Origin of the sequence: Streptomyces sp. NPDC058691 (assembly GCF_042714775.1) — a bacterium.
Taxonomy (GTDB): domain Bacteria; phylum Actinomycetota; class Actinomycetes; order Streptomycetales; family Streptomycetaceae; genus Actinacidiphila.
The window spans coordinates 52,310-68,585 of record NZ_JBHXSO010000006.1 but is presented as its reverse complement, the minus strand read 5'-3'; the positions used below and the strand labels follow the sequence as shown (position 1 = coordinate 68,585).

At 71.7% G+C, this 16,276-nt stretch carries 17 protein-coding genes; 2 read left to right on the top strand and 15 right to left on the bottom strand.

Translation table 11 applies throughout. The features are described 5' to 3' along the window. Positions 1-58: 58 nt before the first annotated feature. The 4 genes from ACFWVC_RS06370 to ACFWVC_RS06355 form a co-directional block, all read right to left on the bottom strand. Entirely contained in the window at positions 59-1,426 is a 1,368-nt protein-coding gene (locus tag ACFWVC_RS06370; RefSeq protein WP_384278941.1) for an AI-2E family transporter, read from the bottom strand. Positions 1,427-1,562: 136 nt separating this feature from the next. After that, positions 1,563-2,234 (bottom strand): lytic transglycosylase domain-containing protein, encoded by a 672-nt coding sequence (locus ACFWVC_RS06365; protein ID WP_384278937.1) that lies wholly within the window; start codon positions 2,232-2,234, stop codon positions 1,563-1,565. A 430-nt stretch (positions 2,235-2,664) separates the two neighbouring features. After that, positions 2,665-3,984, bottom strand: coding sequence for a PhoH family protein (locus tag ACFWVC_RS06360; RefSeq protein ID WP_319658749.1), 1,320 nt, complete (start codon positions 3,982-3,984; stop codon positions 2,665-2,667). Positions 3,985-4,643: 659 nt separating this feature from the next. Next, positions 4,644-5,417, bottom strand: coding sequence for an isoprenyl transferase (locus tag ACFWVC_RS06355; RefSeq protein ID WP_384278930.1), 774 nt, complete (start codon positions 5,415-5,417; stop codon positions 4,644-4,646). 111 nt (positions 5,418-5,528) lie between these two features. On the opposite strand from ACFWVC_RS06355, the gene mgrA reads away from it, so the two are divergent. Further along, a complete protein-coding gene (gene mgrA / locus ACFWVC_RS06350; protein ID WP_384278927.1) occupies positions 5,529-6,569 on the top strand; it encodes an L-glyceraldehyde 3-phosphate reductase in 1,041 nt (346 codons plus the stop codon). A gap of 24 nt (positions 6,570-6,593) precedes the next feature. Here the strand turns inward: mgrA and ACFWVC_RS06345 are convergent, their stop codons facing one another. Then, positions 6,594-7,304, bottom strand: a complete 711-nt coding sequence (locus tag ACFWVC_RS06345) for a prepilin peptidase (protein WP_384278922.1) — start codon at positions 7,302-7,304, stop codon at positions 6,594-6,596. A gap of 45 nt (positions 7,305-7,349) precedes the next feature. Here ACFWVC_RS06345 and ACFWVC_RS06340 point away from each other — a divergent pair, with 45 nt between their 5' ends. Continuing rightward, complete coding sequence (locus tag ACFWVC_RS06340; RefSeq protein WP_384279582.1) at positions 7,350-7,724, top strand: DUF192 domain-containing protein; 375 nt, start codon at positions 7,350-7,352, stop codon at positions 7,722-7,724. A gap of 402 nt (positions 7,725-8,126) precedes the next feature. Here the strand turns inward: ACFWVC_RS06340 and ACFWVC_RS06335 are convergent, their stop codons facing one another. The 10 genes from ACFWVC_RS06335 to cpaB all read right to left on the bottom strand — a co-directional run bounded on the left by ACFWVC_RS06335 (position 8,127) and on the right by cpaB (position 16,265). Then, positions 8,127-8,759, bottom strand: coding sequence for an OmpA family protein (locus ACFWVC_RS06335; RefSeq protein ID WP_384278916.1), 633 nt, complete (start codon positions 8,757-8,759; stop codon positions 8,127-8,129). Positions 8,760-8,762: 3 nt separating this feature from the next. Next, complete coding sequence (locus ACFWVC_RS06330) at positions 8,763-9,320, bottom strand: hypothetical protein (protein ID WP_384278909.1); 558 nt, start codon at positions 9,318-9,320, stop codon at positions 8,763-8,765. 50 nt (positions 9,321-9,370) lie between these two features. Continuing rightward, positions 9,371-9,958 (bottom strand): pilus assembly protein TadG-related protein, encoded by a 588-nt coding sequence (locus ACFWVC_RS06325; protein ID WP_384279579.1) that lies wholly within the window; start codon positions 9,956-9,958, stop codon positions 9,371-9,373. Continuing rightward, entirely contained in the window at positions 9,958-10,161 is a 204-nt protein-coding gene (locus ACFWVC_RS06320; RefSeq protein WP_384278904.1) for a hypothetical protein, read from the bottom strand. Before ACFWVC_RS06320 ends, ACFWVC_RS06325 begins: the two co-directional genes overlap by 1 nt. Before the next feature lie 266 nt (positions 10,162-10,427). Next, positions 10,428-11,312 (bottom strand): DUF5936 domain-containing protein, encoded by an 885-nt coding sequence (locus tag ACFWVC_RS06315; protein WP_384279574.1) that lies wholly within the window; start codon positions 11,310-11,312, stop codon positions 10,428-10,430. A 19-nt stretch (positions 11,313-11,331) separates the two neighbouring features. Then, positions 11,332-12,255, bottom strand: coding sequence for a type II secretion system F family protein (locus tag ACFWVC_RS06310; RefSeq protein WP_384279571.1), 924 nt, complete (start codon positions 12,253-12,255; stop codon positions 11,332-11,334). An 11-nt stretch (positions 12,256-12,266) separates the two neighbouring features. Beyond that, positions 12,267-13,604, bottom strand: a complete 1,338-nt coding sequence (locus ACFWVC_RS06305) for a CpaF family protein (protein ID WP_384278899.1) — start codon at positions 13,602-13,604, stop codon at positions 12,267-12,269. Further along, positions 13,601-13,993, bottom strand: coding sequence for a TadE/TadG family type IV pilus assembly protein (locus ACFWVC_RS06300; RefSeq protein WP_384278893.1), 393 nt, complete (start codon positions 13,991-13,993; stop codon positions 13,601-13,603). The genes ACFWVC_RS06305 and ACFWVC_RS06300 overlap by 4 nt, the downstream gene beginning before the upstream one ends. Further along, complete coding sequence (locus tag ACFWVC_RS06295) at positions 13,990-15,555, bottom strand: CpaE family protein (protein WP_384278888.1); 1,566 nt, start codon at positions 15,553-15,555, stop codon at positions 13,990-13,992. The genes ACFWVC_RS06300 and ACFWVC_RS06295 overlap by 4 nt, the downstream gene beginning before the upstream one ends. Further along, complete coding sequence (cpaB, locus tag ACFWVC_RS06290; protein ID WP_384278884.1) at positions 15,552-16,265, bottom strand: Flp pilus assembly protein CpaB; 714 nt, start codon at positions 16,263-16,265, stop codon at positions 15,552-15,554. Before cpaB ends, ACFWVC_RS06295 begins: the two co-directional genes overlap by 4 nt. Positions 16,266-16,276 lie beyond the last annotated feature (11 nt).

Here is a 16,276-nt window from a genome sequence, read left to right as displayed (position 1 = left end):
CCACGGGCCCGGCCACCCTCACGGGGGCCGGGCCCGTCGGCTGTCCGCAGAAGGCGGCTCAGACGCCCTGTTCCGGGGCGGCGTCGGGACGTCCGGGCGCCGCCACGGGGACGGTCGCCACGGCGGTGGCACCCTGCGGGCCGGACCCGGACCCGGCCTCGGCCTCCGCCTCGGCGGATCGCAGCAGCGCCTCCCGGGAGTTGGCGCGCAGGTAGACCACGACGGTGTTGGTGACCGCGACCAGGGGCACGGCGACGACCGCGCCGCCGATCCCCGCGATGAGCGATCCGGCGGCGACGGAGAGGATCACGCCCAGCGGGTGCACCCGCACGGCCCGGCCGAGGATGAACGGCTGCAGGATGTGGCCCTCGATCTGCTGCACCGCCAGCACGACGACCAGCACCATCAGCGCGGTGAACGGCCCCTGCGTCACCAGCGCGACGACCATCGCGATCGTGCCCGAGGCCACCGCCCCCACCAGCGGCACGAACGCCGCCAGGAAGATGATGACGGCGAGCGGCACCGCCATCGGCACCCGGAGGAAGTAGATGCCGATACCGATGAATATGGCGTCGATCAGCGCCACGATCACCGTGCCGCGCACATAGAGGGTGAGGGTGCGCCAGGCACGCGGGCCCGCTCCGCCCAGTCCGTCGCGGGCGGCCACGGGAAAGAGCTTGAGGCACCAGTTCCAGATGTTGCCGCCGTCGTAGAGCAGGAAGAGCGTGCTGAACATCGCCAGCAGGATGCCGGTGAGCAGTTCCACGACGACGGTGACGCCCTGCAGTCCGGCGTCGGTGAGCGCCTTGGAGTTGGTGCCGATCGCGTCCTGGAGGTTCGCGGCGATCTGGTTGATCTGGTCATCGGTGACATGGAACGGGCTGTTCAGCAGCCAGCGCTTCAGCTCGTTGATGCCGTCCTGGAGGCTGTTGGAGAGATTGTCGATGTTCTCCATGACCTGCCAGACCACGAACCAGCCGACCAGGCCCATCACCACGAAGCCGCCGATGAAGACGATGGCGGTGGCCACTCCGCGCGGCACCCCCAGCCGCTTCAGCCGGCCCACGAAGGGCTGGAGCAGGGCGGTGATCAGCAGCGCGGCCACGAAGGCCAGCACCACCAGCTGGATGGTCCCGATCACCCGCATCAGCACCCAGACGGTGCCGGCCAGCACCAGCAGCCGCCAGCCGACCTCGGCGGCGACCCGCATGCTCCACGGGATCTGGGCGACCGGATCGCCGGGGCCCGCGCCGCGGGGCACGTACCGGCGGGCGGCGGCGGCCCGTTCCTCCTCCTGGCGGCGGGCCTCGGCCCGCGCTTCCGCGCGTGCCTTCTCGGCCGCGGCTCGGCGCTGTTCCTCCAGCCGCCCGGCCAGTCTGGCCAGTTCCGCGGCGAGACCTGCGCCCCACTGGCGCTTCTCCGACATCGATGTACCCCTGTCCCCCGCCCCCCGCGGCCTTTCCGACCGCACCACCGTACGCGCACGAAGCCCCCGACCCCGCACAGGGGTCAGGGGCTCGGCGTCGCTTTGTGGCGGTGCGAGGAGATACCGGGCGAATTGCCTAGTACCAGTGGTTCGCCTGCCAGAACGACCAGGCGCCGCACGGGCTGCCGTAGCGGCTGTTCATGTAGTTGAGGCCCCACTTGATCTGGGTACCCGGGTTGGTCTGCCAGTCGGCGCCCGCGGAGGCCATCTTGGAGCCGGGCAGGGCCTGGACGAGCCCGTACGCGCCGGAAGAGGCGTTCGTCGCGGTGTAGTTCCAGCCGCTCTCACGGGTGACGATGTTGGAGAAGCACTGGTACTGGGAGGAGTCGCCTATGATCCCCTGCGCCATCGCCTGGACCTCGGCGGTGGAGTAGGAGGCCTTCACGACCAGGGCGGCGCGCTCCGCGGCACGGGAGGCGGCTTCCTGCTTCCGATCCTCCTCGGCCTGCTTCTCGGCCTCCTTGCGAGCGGCGGCGTCCTTGGCCGCCTGCTTGCGCGCGGACTCCTCGGCGGCCTTCCTCGCGCTCGCGTCGGCGGCGTCCGTCTGCGCCTGCACCTGCTGCGTCAGCGAGGCCTGCTGAACCTGCTGTCCCGCGGGTATGTCCGCGAGAACGGTGGTCGCGTCGGTGGCGGCGACGGGCTGCAGGCCCGGCTGCTCGCTACCGGAAGCGACACCGACGACAGCGCCCACGGTGGTGACCGCAGTGGCCGAAGCCACCGCGAATCCCCGGACCGAGATCCGGCTCACACGGTTTCCTTCCAGCGTCGCCCGTTGGGTGACCTCACGGACGCGATCGTGCCCTTCGCACTGGCTTCTTCCTGCACCGGTCACAGAAGCTACTGGCCCGGCGGGACTCCCCCACGGTGGCGGGAGTCCGCAGATTCAGCTCGGGCGGCCCACGGCTAACGCTGTTCAATTCTGGGGTTCCGTACGCCTGTAGGTACGGGTGTGCCATGGGCAGGGCCTGACAGAACCGACAGCCTGCCCTAGCCGCATGCGTCAACGCAATTCCCTGTCGGGTGTCAAACCTCACACGGCACGTGGGTCACGGAATTTTCTCGTACCACCCGGTAGCACCCACAGACGCCGCTAGGCTGCTGCGCCCTTGTGGCGCAGCAGCCTAGCGGTACCGCTCAACTCCCCTGACAACAGGGTCAGGCAGGTCAGGTCAGGTCGGTCACGTCCGCCCGTCCTCCAGCATCTCCGTGACGAGCGCGGCGATCGGCGAACGCTCGGAGCGGGTCAGCGTGATGTGCGCGAAGAGGGGGTGCCCCTTGAGCTTCTCCACGACGGCCACCACGCCGTCGTACCGGCCCACCCTCAAGTTGTCGCGCTGGGCGACGTCATGGGTGAGCACGACCCGGGAATTCTGCCCGATGCGCGACAGAACGGTCAGCAGCACATTGCGCTCGAGGGACTGCGCCTCGTCCACGATCACGAAGGCGTCGTGCAGCGACCGCCCGCGGATGTGGGTGAGGGGCAGGACCTCCAGCATGCCGCGGGCCACGACCTCCTCGATGACGTCCTTGGACGTCACCGCGCCCAGGGTGTCGAAGACCGCCTGGGCCCAGGGGCTCATCTTCTCGGCCTCGCTGCCCGGCAGGTAGCCGAGCTCCTGCCCGCCCACGGCGTACAGCGGCCGGAAGACCATGACCTTCTGGTGCTGCTGACGCTCCAGCACCGCCTCGAGCCCCGCGCACAGCGCGAGCGCCGACTTGCCGGTGCCGGCCCGGCCGCCCATCGACACGATGCCGACGTCCGGGTCGAGCAGCAGGTCGAGCGCGATCCGCTGCTCGGCGCTGCGGCCGTGGATGCCGAACGCCTCCCGGTCGCCGCGCACCAGCCGTACCCGTCCGTCCGCCGTGACCCGGCCGAGTGCCTTGCCGCGCTCGGACTGCAGGACCAGACCCGTGTGCACCGGCAGCCCGTCCGCCTCGGGCAGATCGACGACCTCGCTCTGGAAGAGCTCGTCCACCTGCTCGGCCGGGACCACCACCTCCTCCATACCGGTCCAGCCCGAGGTGATCGCCAGCTCGGCCCGGTACTCCTCGGCCAGCAGGCCGACGGAGGACGCCTTGACCCGCAGCGGCAGATCCTTGGACACGACGGTCACGTCGTAGCCCTCGGCCTGCAGGTTGCGGGCCACCGCGAGGATGCGCGAGTCGTTGTCGCCGAGCCTGAATCCGGCCGGCAGCACCCCCGGGTCCGAATGGTTCAGCTCGACGCGCAGGGTGCCGCCCAGCTCGCCGATGGGGATGGGCGCGTCCAGCCGCCCGTACCGGACCCGGTACTCGTCGAGCAGCCGCAACGCCTGGCGGGCGAAGTAGCCGAGCTCCGGGTGGTGGCGCTTGGCCTCCAACTCGGTCACCACCACGACCGGAAGTACCACCTCATGCTCATCGAAGCGGAGGAGGGCATGCGGGTCGGCAAGCAGCACGCTGGTGTCGAGTACATATGTGCGCCGGTCGTGCTCACGGCGATTCTTGCTGGTCACCACGTGTGGACGAACCCCCTCGGAAGAGGTCGGGGTGCGACGGCGTCGCGCGGGACAGGGCCGGGAACGACCACCAGGGCCGAACCACGGCCCTTCGAGTCGACGCGGTCAGTGCCGTCTGAGTCAAGTGCTGACAACGGCACGTCCGTGAGCAAAGGGCCTCCCGGGCGGACGGCCAGGTGCCATCCGCTGCTGTCCGACATCCATGGGCCGGATGTCGGTCTGACGGATCTATTCCCTCGAAAGTGGAGCCCTATGCGACTGCATATGACAGCCGTTGGCCCAAGCCCGCACGTCCCCGGCGCTTCTCCGGCCGTTCTCCCACCCGCCCCCGGAGCGCAATCCGGCCACGTCCGCCACGGCATCCGGCCGTGTCCGGGTGTGGCGCATCTCTCACCGCCGGCGGCTCCGCGGACCCCCGACCTGCGGCCGGAGGGGTGCTCGCCGTCGTGGGACGGATGCCACGGTGGCGCCGACGGAACGCCCCGCCGAGCGGCGCGCGCGGGAGGCCCCGGCGTACGGAAGACGCACCGGAAGACCTCGCGGAGGCCCTGCGAGGCACTACGGCAATACTCCGAACGGGTGCTCCACCTCGGCGTGTCGTTTCACCGCGGGAAAACCGGCCCTTCGGGGCCACCCGCCGCCCCCGCCGTCAGGTGCCGTCAGGTGCCGTAGCGGCGGTGCCGTGCCGTGTAGTCGCGCAGGGCCCGCAGGAAGTCGACCTTGCGGAACGCGGGCCAGAAGACCTCGCAGAAGTAGTACTCCGAGTGAGCGCTCTGCCACAGCATGAAGCCCGACAGCCGCTGCTCGCCGGACGTGCGGATGACGAGGTCGGGGTCGGGCTGGCCGCGGGTGTAGAGGTGCTCCGCGATGTGGTCGATGTCGAGGATCTCCGCGAGGTCCTCGATGGAGGTGCCGCGTCCGGCGTGCTCGTGGAGGAGGGAGCGGACGGCGTCGGCGATCTCCTGTCGGCCGCCGTAGCCCACGGCGACGTTCACGAGTATGCCCTCGACGCCTTCGGTGGCCTGCTCGGCCTCCTTGAGGACGGACTGCGTACGGGCGGGCAGCAGGTCCTTCGCCCCGACGTGGTGGACGCGCCAGCGGCCGGTCGCCGCGAGGCCGCGGACCGCGTCCTCGATGATGCCGAGCAGCGGGACGAGTTCCTCCGCCGGGCGGTCGAGATTGTCGGTCGACAGCATCCAGAGCGTCACGACCTCGACGCCGGTCTCCTCGGACCAGCCCAGCATCTCGGTGATCTTGTCCGCGCCGGCCCGGTGGCCCTGTTCGGTCGTGCGCGCCGCGGCCTTGGCCCAGCGGCGGTTGCCGTCGAGGATGACGCCGATGTGCTTGGGGCTCTGGGACGGGTCCAGGCGCCGCTCCACCCGGTGGGCGTACAGGTCGGTCAACCTGAGGCGTACCAGGTCGCGCAGATTCATTGCCGGGCCCCTCCTGCGGTCGTCCCCCCGCGGCCACCCTAACGCGCCTTCCCGCGGGGCGCCGAACCGGGTGCGAGGGCCGCCGGGGGCCGTCGTGATAGGACGAGTTCCGTGGATATTCGCACCCTCTACCGCGCCGCCGACGAGCGCTACGACGCCATGGAGTACCGCCGGTCGGGCCGCAGCGGCCTCAAGCTCCCGGCGATCTCGCTCGGCCTCTGGCACAACTTCGGCGACGACCGCACCCTCGACTCGCAGCGCGCCATCCTGCGCCGTGCGTTCGACCTCGGTGTCACGCACTTCGACCTGGCCAACAACTACGGCCCGCCCTACGGTTCCGCCGAGTCCAACTTCGGCACGATCTTCGCCCAGGACTTCCGTCCCTACCGCGACGAGCTCGTGATCTCGACCAAGGCCGGGTACGACATGTGGCCCGGCCCGTACGGCGAGTGGGGCAGCCGCAAGTACCTGCTGGCCTCCCTCGACCAGTCCCTGGACCGCATGGGCCTGGACTACGTCGACATCTTCTACTCGCACCGCTACGACCCCGAGACCCCGCTGGAGGAGACGATGGGCGCCCTCGCGTCCGCCGTCCGGCAGGGCAAGGCGCTGTACGTGGGCATCTCCTCCTACGGCCCGCAGCGCACCCGCGAGGCGGCCGGGCTGCTGCGCGAGATGGGCGTCCCGGCGCTGATCCACCAGCCCTCCTACTCGATGATCAACCGCTGGGTCGAGGACGAGGGCCTGCTCGACGTCCTGGAGGAGGAGGGCATGGGCTGCATCCCCTTCGTCCCCCTGGCCCAGGGCCTGCTGACGGACAAGTACCTGAACGGCATCCCGGAGGGTTCGCGCGCCGCCCAGGGCAAGTCGCTGGACCCGACGCTGATCACCGACGAGGTGGTCCGGCGGCTGCGCGGCCTGAACGACATCGCCGCGCGCCGCGGCCAGTCGCTGGCGCAGCTCGCGCTGAGCTGGGTGCTGCGCGACCCGCGGATCACCTCGGCGCTGATCGGCGCGAGCAGCGTCGCCCAGCTGGAGGCCAACGTGGCCGCGGTGGGCGCCCCGGCGGTCACCGCCGCGGAGCTCGCGGAGATCGACACCTTCGCCCTGGAGTCGGGCGTCAACCTCTGGTCGCGCAGCAGCGAGGCGTAACCCGCGCTCCTGCCGGCGTCCTGGTCAGGGGAGCAGCAGCACCCCGGCCAGGGCGCCGGCCAGCATGAACGGCCCGAAGGGCAGCGGCGTCCCGCGGTCCGCGCGACGGGCCGTCAGCAGCGCCAGCCCGGTGACGGCGCCCAGCACGAAGGCCGTGAAGGTCCCGGCCACCAGCGTGTCCCAGCCGTACCAGCCCAGCACGAGCCCCGCGGTGGGGGCGAGCTTGACGTCCCCGAAGCCCATGCCGCCCGGGTTGACCAGGTGCAGGACGAGATAGAGCAGCCCGAGCGCCAGCCCCCCGAGCAGGGCGCGCGGCCACGACCCGGCACGCCCGGGGGCCAGCGCGGCGACCCCGAGCAGCACGGCCGTCCCCACGGCGGCGGGCAGCGTCAGCACGTCCGGCAGCCGCAGCACCGTCAGATCGACGCGGGCGAGCAGTACCGCGGCCGGCACCAGCAGCAGCCAGACCGCGACCTCGGGCCGCGCCCCCAGGCGGCCGGCCAGCGCCGCGCACACCGCCGCCGTGAACAGGGCGTACCACCGGCCGGCCGCCCATTCCGCGCTCCGCACCGGCCCCAGCCAGCCCGCCACTCCCGCCGGATACATCAGCCCCTCGGGGCTCTCGGTCCGCCACGGCTGCTCCTCACCGACCGCCAGGCGGTGGACCGCACGCGGCAGGACCAGGCCCGCGCCCGTTCCCCACACGGCGGCCACGGCGATCGGATAGACATGCACCGGGCGACCGTACACGGGCCCGGGACCCGAAGGGACGTGACCGCAATGCGCACCCGCCTGCGCGACGGCACCGCGCGACTGCGCCTGCCCGATGGCACGGTGCCGTTGGAGATCGCGGCCTCCTACCGGGCCCGCACCCGCGGTCTGCTGGGGCGTGACGGTGTCACCGGGGCCCTGCTGCTGACGCCCGCGGGGAGCGTCCACACCCTCGGCATGCGTTTCGCCATCGACGTCGCCTACCTCGACCGGCGGCTGCGCGTGCTGGCCGTACGCACCATGGCCCCGGGCCGGATCGGCCGGCCCCGGCTGCGGGCCCGGCATGTGCTGGAGGCCGAGGCGGGCGCCATGTCGGGCTGGGGGCTGGTGCGCGGGGTGACGGTGGGCGTGGAGCCGGTGGCCGTGGAGCCGCGGGAGCGCTGACCGGAAACCCGGCGCCCGGCGGTACCCACGGGACACCTTGCGATCACGGTGCGTGTTCGGGTTCCCGGCCCCGTCGGGCAAAAGGAGACGGGCCGGTCCGCAGGGGGGGAGAGCGGACCGGCCCGAGGGGGGGGTTTCCAAGGTACCGCGAATCCGCCGCAGTGCAGGACCAAGGTCATGAGGGAGATGTGAAGGTTCCCTTCAGAAAGGACCCCACCCGGAATCCGATTCACCCCTTTAGCCCCATAAGCGGTGTCCTTCTCCCCAAAACATACCGATGGCGTGCCCATTTCGTCACTCCACGTGACCACGCGGGCAGACGAGGAATTTAACAAATCACGGGTCCCGGATACCTCGCCCGGGTGAGTCGCGCCGTTGACCCGGCCTCGTCGGCCGCCCCCGCTAGGAGGGCCGGAACGTGATCTCCACCCGGCGGTTCTGCTTGCGGCCCGCCTCGGTGGAGTTGTCGGCGATCGGGTAGTCCTCGCTGTAGCCGCGGACCTGGAAGGCATGGCTGTCGTTGCCGAGCGAGGCCAACCGGCCGGAGAGAATCTTGTAGACGGCGTCGGCGCGCTTCTTGGAGAGCACCTCGCCGTGCTCGTAGGAGCCGAGGTTGTCCGTGAAGCCGAAGACCCGGATCGGCTGCGTCACGTTCTTGGCGTCGATGTCGGACGCGATCGCCCTGATCCGCGCTGCCGCCGCGGGGTTGAGTCTCGCGCTGTCCCTCGGGAACAGCACGTCGGCCTGGAGGGCGTACGTCACGGAGGAGTTGGACTCCTCGTGCCGCTCCTCCCCGTCCTCGGCGGAGGCGTCCTCGGACGAGGACCCGTCCGTCACCGACACGATGTCCAGCACCTTCGGCGGCGCCAGCTTCGCCCCCTCCGGGAGCTCCAGATCCGGGTCGTTCGCGTCGACCGCGGTCGGCGCGGAGGGGGTCGGCTGCGCCGTCGGAACGTCGTCCGCGTGCGCCGCCGGCGTGACGAGCGCCAGCGCGAGACCCAGCGCGGCCGCGGCCACGGGTCGGGGACGGGGCATGGCTCACCCCTCCGAGATCGTGATCTTGGCCGGAGGCATCGTCGGCAACTGGAACTCCACCTCGGTGGTGGCGGCCGGCGGCGCCGGGAACTGGGCGAAGATCGGCCGGGTCTCGCCCGGCTTGATCAGGTTGAGCCCCATGGTGCAGAGGCACTTGCCCTCGGTGTCCCGGAGGACGTAGTAGCGCTTCTTGCCCGCCTCGTCGACGAGCACGGCTCCCGCGACGGAGGCACCCGACTTCTGAACGGCGATCTCCTGCCCCACCCACGAGGTGGCATTGAAGATCGACGTGCCGTTGTTGGTGAGCGTCCCCTTGACGGTGACAAATCCGCCGGAGTCCCGCTTGGCCTCGTTCAGCGTGACGGTGACGTCCTTCTCACCCTTCATCTGGGCCAGGATCTGCGTGGGCTCCGCAGAAGGCGACGTGTCGTCCGCGCCCGGACTGCTGGGTGTGGCACCGGACTTCGAGGGCGCCTTCCCCTCGGGCTTGTCGTCGCCGCCACCGCCTCCGCAACTCGTCAGGGCAAGGGCCAGGCCCGCCGTGACGACCAGCACGGTCATGCCCCTGCGGCCCTTCACTCGCTGCCGGAATCGCATCGGTCCCCCGTTCCTCACTCGCTGAGATGGACGGAGTAGAACTCCGCCAGGTTGAGATCGAAGTCGTCGGCCGTCGGGTCCACGCTCAGGGTCCCGTTGTCGCACGTGAACTTCACGGTGTCGCCATCCTTCTCGTCCACCGCGCAGCGTGGCTCGACCACCCCGGTAGCGGTGGCGTGCGCGTGGATGCTCTCGGTACCGTCCACGACCGACTTGCCCACGGTCCCCTCCGTGTGGAGGGACACCTTTGCGCCACTCGGTCCGCTGACGAGGTCACAGGTGTCGATGACCGCGGCGTTCTCGGCGGCGAAGGTGCCCGCCGCGCCACACGCACCCACACCGTCCATGCCGTTCCCGGTGAGCAGGTCCGTCAGTTTGTCGAGGTCTCCGGCCTCGAGTGCGTCCAGGAAGTCGTCGCGGATGCCGTCGCGGGTCTCCCGGGCAGCAGCCAGGGCCGCCGCGTCGGCTGCGGTCTGCGCACCGTTGCGCACAGAGGACGCCTGGCCCACCGCGAAGAATGCGAAGGCAAGGAAGAACAGGGCCCCGACAGCGACGATGTACAGGCCTAGTGTCTGACCCGCATCCCCGTGCCCTCGCCGGATCAGCCGCTGCCGACGATGTTGGAAATGGCCGTCATGATGCCGTCCTTGACGGCCTGGCCGATGTCCGTGGTCGCCAACACCCCGATGATCACCGCGATCACGACCGCGATCCCCAGGTACTCGAACGACGTCTGTCCCGAGTCGCCACCAGCGCGGATGCGCATGCGCAGCGCCGTCAGCCGTTTCACAACCCACCTGCTCATCTTCCGTGCCCCAAACGGTAGTCACGTGACGTACGCCGGCCGCGCACCTTGCGTCGGCCGGGCTCTGGCTGTCGCGGCGGGACAGGGCGGCGGCGAGGTTCACGGTGCACCGCCTCCCCTCGGGCCAACCCGCTGCGATCCGTGCTTGATTGCAGGTGCAAAGATGGTTGCGACTGCAAATGTACACCGCAGCCGTGAGCTCCGCACCCGATGGCGGGCTTCGGTCACTACCCACCACGCTCCCCGGCCATTCACCCACGTCCCCGTCACCCCAGCAGATCGCCGAAGTTGATCCGGGAGCCGAGGATCGTCCCGGTCATGAGGAGGATCATCGTCGCGGGGACGAGCAGCGTCGTGATGACGCCCGTCGCGCGCGGCACGGTGCGGGCCGCGCGGCGGCGGGCGTTCTGGGCCTCGGTGCGCCGCATGTCCGTCGCGATCTGGAGCAGCGTGCGGGCGATGGGGGCGCCCAGTTCCTCGCCCTGCTGGAGGGCGGAGACGAACTGCCCCACCTGCTCGCTGCTGTTGCGCCTGCGCAACTGGTCGAAGGCGTCGCGGCGGCTGACGCCGACGTCCATCTGGCGCAGGGCGATGCGGATCTCGTCGCTCCAGGGCCCCTTGTAGACGGAGGCGACGCGTTCGAGGGCCTGCCGGAAGCCGAGTCCGGCGCTGACCACGACCGCGAGGACGTCGAGGAAGTCCGGGAGGGTGCGCTCGATCTCGTCGCGGCGCTTGCGGACGGCGAGCCAGATGCCGAGGTCGGTCCAGCCGAGGCCGTACGCGACCATCAGCAGCGCGGCGAACCAGTGGCCGGACCGGAGGAGGACGAGGGCGGCCAGCGCGCCCAGGGCGCCGTAGACGGCACGGCGGGCGGCGTAGCGGTCCACGGTCAGGCCGTAGGGGTGGCCCGCGTGGTCGATGCGGGCGCGGACGCGGCTGACGCGGGCGGGGCCCATCAGACGCAGCACGAGCGGTGCCCAGCGCATGCCGAGGCGGTCGACGGCGTTGCCGACCCGGGTGGTGCGGGTCCGGCCGACCTCCAGGGCGAGTTGGAGGTCGCTCGGCAGCTTGACCTCGGAGCGGTACAGGCCGATGCCGTAGCAGAGGCCGAGGACGGCCAGCGCGGCGACGGCGGCCAGAGCGAGGGAGATCACCGGTGCCCCACCCCCCTCAGACGTCGATCCGCGACATGCGGCGGATGAGGGCGAAGCCGACGACGTAGAGGCCGAGGGCGACGACGACGGCGATCCGCCCGGCACCCGAGCCGGTCATCGCGCCGAGCGAGCCCGGCATGATCCGGTCCAGGAGCAGCAGGGATCCGATGCCGATGAACGGCACCGCGTAGGCGGTGACCGTGACCTGCGACATCTGGGTGCGGATCTCGCGCCGGGTCTCCTTGCGCTCCTCCAGGGTCACCGTGAGGTTCCGCAGCGACTCCACGACCGAGCCGCCGGCCCGCGAGGACAGGACGAGGGTCGACACCAGTACCACCAGTTCCCGGCTCGGGAGGCGTTCGCGCAGTTCCTCCAGGGCGTCCTCAATGGAGTGGCCGAGCGCCATCGCGTCGGCGACCTTGCGCAGTTCCTCACCGGCCGGCGCGTCGAGTTCGTCGGCGGCCATGGAGACGGCCGTGCGCAGGGCGAGTCCGGCCTGGGTGGCGTTGGCCAGTACGCGGGCGAGATCGGGCAGCTGGGCGATGAAGCGCTCGGTGCGCACCCGCCGCCGCCAGCCGAGGAAGGAGCTGACCGCCCACGCCGCGAGCAGTGCGGCGATCGGCCCGAAGAAGGGCGCCAGCACGACATCGGCCACCAGCCACGCCCCGCCGACCACGCCCACCGCGGCGGCGGTGAACTGGCCCGGGGTCAGATCGGTGCCGGTCGCGGCGAGCCGGCCCGCGAGCCGCCGGCCCCACCGGGTGGTCCGCACCCGGCGGTCCAGCCCGGAGAAGGCGACCGCGCTGCGCCGGCCGGCCGGGACTTCGGCCAGCCGGTCGACCAGGGCGGCCCGGTCGGCGCGGCCCCCGGCCCAGGCGTGCAGCCCCCACACGCCCAGCAGGAGGGCGAGGCCGGTCACCCCCAGCACGGACAGTGCCATCGTCGCGGAACTCACTTCGCCTCCCTGGTCGACAGCTCCAGCTCGGTCTCGCCGACCCCGAAGGCCGCGGGCACCGACTCCCCCGCCAGGTAGAGGCGTTCCGCCATCTCCCGGGGCACCGGCTGGTGCTGGAACCAGCCCCGCACGATCCGGTCGGCCCCCATCGGCTCGGCGCGGAAGCGGGTGGCGGTGGTGAGCCGGAAGACGTCCCGGCCGCGGGAGGAGAGCATCGCGATCTCGGCGATCCGGCGGGTGCCGTCCACGTCGCGGCGGAGCTGGACGATCACGTCCACCGCGCTGTTGATCTGGTCCCGCAGGGCCTCGAAGGGGATCTTCACCTCGGACATCGACGCCAGGGTCTGCAGCCGCAGCACCGCGTCCTCGGCCGAGTTGGCGTGCACGGTGGCCAGCGAGCCGTCGTGGCCGGTCGACATCGCCTGGAGCATGTCCAGGGTCTCGCCGCCGCGCACCTCACCGACGATGACCCGGTCGGGCCGCATGCGCAGCGAGTTGCGCACCAGGTCGCGGATGGTGATCCGGCCGTGGCCCTCGACGTTGGGCGGCCGGCTCTCCAGGCGGACGACGTGCTCCTGCTGGAGCTGGAGTTCGGCGGCGTCCTCGACGGTGATGATGCGCTCGCCGTCCGGGATCAGCCCCGACAGGGAGTTGAGCAGGGTGGTCTTGCCGGAGCCGGTGCCGCCGCTGACGATGATGTTGAACTTCGCCCGGACGAACCCGGAGAGCAGCATCAGCATGTGCTCGTCGAGCGTGCCGAGGCCGATCAGTTCGTGCAGGGTGTACGCGCGGGGGAAGCGGCGGATCGTCAGGATCGGGCCGGTCAGGGACAGCGGCGGGATGATGACGTTGACGCGCTCGCCGGACGGCAGGCGCGCGTCGACCATCGGGTTCGACTCGTCCACGCGGCGGTTGACCGTGGAGACGATCCGCTCGATGGTCTGCAGCAACTGCTCGGCGCTGCTGAAGCGGGCGGCCACGGGCTCGACCCGGCCGCCGCGCTCGATGTAGATCTTGTCCGGGCCGTTGACCATGATCTCGGTGATCGAGGCGTCCTCCAGCAGCGGTTCGAGGATGCCGAGGCCGAGGGCCTCGTCCACGACCCGGCGGATGACGCCCGTGCGTTCCTTCGTGGACAGCACGGGGCCCTCGCGGCTGATGATGTGCCCGAGGACGCGCTCCAGACGCACGCGGCGCTCGGCGGCGGCGAGGGCCGACATCTCGGCGAGGTCGATCTCCTGGAGCAGCTTGGCGCGGTAGACGGCGACGAGATGGCCCTCTTGCGTCTGCGGGGCGGTGTCGTCGCCGGCGGCGATGCGGTCGCGCAGGCTCATCCGTCCGCTCCTTCCCCGTTGTCCTGGTCCTCCCTGGGCATGGTGGCGGTGCGGGTGACGGAGCCGGGGCTCAGGCCCGGGATCACCGAGGGGATCTCGATCGTGGCCGTGGCGCGCGTGGCGTCGCCGCCTTCGCCGGTCGTCACGTTCGTGCCGTCCCGCAGCCAGGAGCTGACGGCCTGCGTGCCGGCCGCCGAGCCGCTGACGGGGTGGTCGTGGCGGGCCTCCATGCGGGCGGCGGCGCGGGCGGCGGTGCCGGCCTGGGCCGCGGTGTAGGCCGCGAGACCCAACTGGACGCCGGCCAGGGCGATGAGCAGCAGGATCGGCAGCATCCCCAGGAACTCCAGCGAGGCGCTGCCCCGGTCCCGCCGCCGGGAGCGGCCGGTCACGGGGCGTCCACCTCCTCGTCGACCGCCGATGCGTGGCCGTGGACCCACAGCGGGAAGTCGACGGCGCCGGGGAAGAGCACGGGCACCTTCAGTCCCACCGTCACGTCCACCATGCCGTCGGCCTTGCCGGAGTCCACGGTGACCTGGTCCCACGCGCCCGGCAGGTCGTCGACCGCCGCCGCGCGGGCGTCCTTGCCGACGGCGGCGGCGCGGGCGGCCTGGTCGGCGGCGTGTCCGGCGAGGGTGAAGGTGTAGCCGGCGAGCACGGCCTGCCAGACCAGGATCAGCACCAGCAGGATCAGCGGCGTCATGCCGAGCGTCTCCAGCGCGACCTGGCCCTGGTCGCCCCGCGTGCGCCGGCCCCGCCGGGGGACGAGGGCGCTCCCCGCCCCGGACAGGCCCACCTCGGCGGCGAGGGCCCACACGCCCTGCTTGACGGTGGAGCGGTTGTCGAGGTCCTGGAGCCGCCCGGCGTCGACGACGGCCTGCAGTTCCCTGAACGCCGCGGGCACGACGGCCGCGGAGACCTTCGTCCCGGTGATGCGGGCGACCAGCGAGGGCTGGATCTCGCTGCCGCGGGTGTGCCGGTTGACCGTGACCAGCACGTCCTGCGGCTTGCGGATCTGCAGCCGGTCCCACATGCGCACCATGCGCTTGGCGGCGCGCACCGCGACGACGTCCGGGGTGGTGACGAGCACCGCGGTCTCGGCCGTCTCGACGGCGACCGCGTTGGCCGCGGTCATCTGGGTGCCGCAGTCCACGACGACGACCTCGTACCGCTGCCGCAGCGCGTGCAGCACATGCCGCGCCGAGCGGTCGGTGACCTCCTCGCCGCGTTCGCCGTCGCCGGGGGCGAGCAGCAGCGCGGGCCCGGCCTCGTGGACGTACATGGCGTCCTGGAGCACGCGGGTGGTCACGTCGGGGATGTCCGCGAGGTCGGCGACCGAGCGGCGGAACTGGACGTCGAGGTAGGAGGCGATGTCGCCGCCCTGGAGGTCGAGGTCGACCAGGGCGGTGGACTTGCCGGCGGCCTGCGCGGCGAGGGCGAGCTGCACGGCGATCACCGTGGTGCCGACTCCGCCCTTCGCGCCCGCGACGGCGACCATGGTCCCGCCGGGGACGGCCGGCAACGCGGCCTGCTGCGGGCTGAGATGGCGGCGCACGCCCACCGCCCAGCCGGCGGCCGCCTCGATGCGGGCCCCGAGCTCGTCGTAGGACAGGGGCAGTGCGACGACGCCGCGCGCCCCGGCGTCCATGGCTCCGGACAGGACGGCCGGGCTGGGGTCGGCGGTGAGCAGGACGACGCCGACGGCCGGGAAGCGCAGCGCGATCTCCCGGATGACCTCAAGGGCGGGCATCGGGCTGATCCGGTCGTGGACGACGACGGCCTCGGGCAGTTCGTCGATCCCGGTGTCGGCGGCCCGCGCGAGGACGTCGAGCAGGGTGGTCGAGTCGGGCAGCGCGGGGCCGGGTTCGGCGCCGGGCAGCTGGTGGAGCAGCCCGGTCAGCGCGCGGGCCGTGTCGGGGTCCGGGGTGCCGGACAGGATGCGGACGCCGTTCACGAGGCGGCTCCGTCACGGGCGAGGGTGTAGGTGCGGTCCCGTTCGGAGGGCGCGGTGTCGTCGCCGGGAGCGACCAGGGCGAGGCGCACATGCCGGGCGAAGGACTCGGCGAAGGCCACGCGCTGGGCGTCCTCCGCGCCGAGGGCGAAGGTGATGGGGACGCCCTTGCTGCTGGCGCGCTGGCTGTCGCCGCCGGTGTCGAACGCCTTGATCTCGCCGACGTCGATGACCCGGGCGTTGGCCACGATGATCTTCGAGACCTCGGGGTCGGTGTCCTTGCGGGGCGCGAAGGTCGCGAAGATGTTGACCCTGGCCCCCGGTGTGATCTTGCCGGCCACACCGGTCTCCGCGTCGATCATGATCGCGATCTCCATCTGCCCGGCCTGGAGGGCGGGCCGTTCGGCGACCATGTCGGTCTGGAGCAGCGATCCGCGTTCCAGCGGGACGGCGGCTATCTTGCCGTTGAGCTGCCCGATCTCGCGGACGGCCGTGGCCGGCAGCCAGCGCTCGGGTATGCGGACCGCCTCCAGCTGGCCGCGGCCGATGGACTCGTACGCGGGAACGTCCTTGGCCAGCCGGTACGCGGTCACCTTGGGTCCGACCTGGGAGCGCGCGTCGCCGATGACGCTGACGACTCCCGCGAACGCGGCGAGCGCGCAGAGCGCGGAGACCACGAGAAGGACGACGCCGCGACGCTGACGTGAGTTCATAGAGGTGGGGC

Excerpts from the sequence above, each read along its gene's own strand:
- ACFWVC_RS06370 (WP_384278941.1), bottom strand. The coding sequence starts at position 1,426 with ATGTCGGAGAAGCGCCAGTGGGGCGCAGGTCTCGCCGCGGAACTGGCC.
- ACFWVC_RS06355 (WP_384278930.1), bottom strand. The coding sequence starts at position 5,417 with ATGAATCTGCGCGACCTGGTACGCCTCAGGTTGACCGACCTGTACGCC.
- ACFWVC_RS06340 (WP_384279582.1), top strand. The coding sequence starts at position 7,350 with ATGCGCACCCGCCTGCGCGACGGCACCGCGCGACTGCGCCTGCCCGAT.
- ACFWVC_RS06335 (WP_384278916.1), bottom strand. The coding sequence starts at position 8,759 with ATGCCCCGTCCCCGACCCGTGGCCGCGGCCGCGCTGGGTCTCGCGCTG.
- ACFWVC_RS06330 (WP_384278909.1), bottom strand. The coding sequence starts at position 9,320 with ATGACCGTGCTGGTCGTCACGGCGGGCCTGGCCCTTGCCCTGACGAGT.
- ACFWVC_RS06320 (WP_384278904.1), bottom strand. The coding sequence starts at position 10,161 with ATGAGCAGGTGGGTTGTGAAACGGCTGACGGCGCTGCGCATGCGCATC.
- ACFWVC_RS06310 (WP_384279571.1), bottom strand. The coding sequence starts at position 12,255 with ATGGCACTGTCCGTGCTGGGGGTGACCGGCCTCGCCCTCCTGCTGGGC.
- ACFWVC_RS06305 (WP_384278899.1), bottom strand. The coding sequence starts at position 13,604 with ATGAGCCTGCGCGACCGCATCGCCGCCGGCGACGACACCGCCCCGCAG.
- cpaB (WP_384278884.1), bottom strand. The coding sequence starts at position 16,265 with ATGAACTCACGTCAGCGTCGCGGCGTCGTCCTTCTCGTGGTCTCCGCG.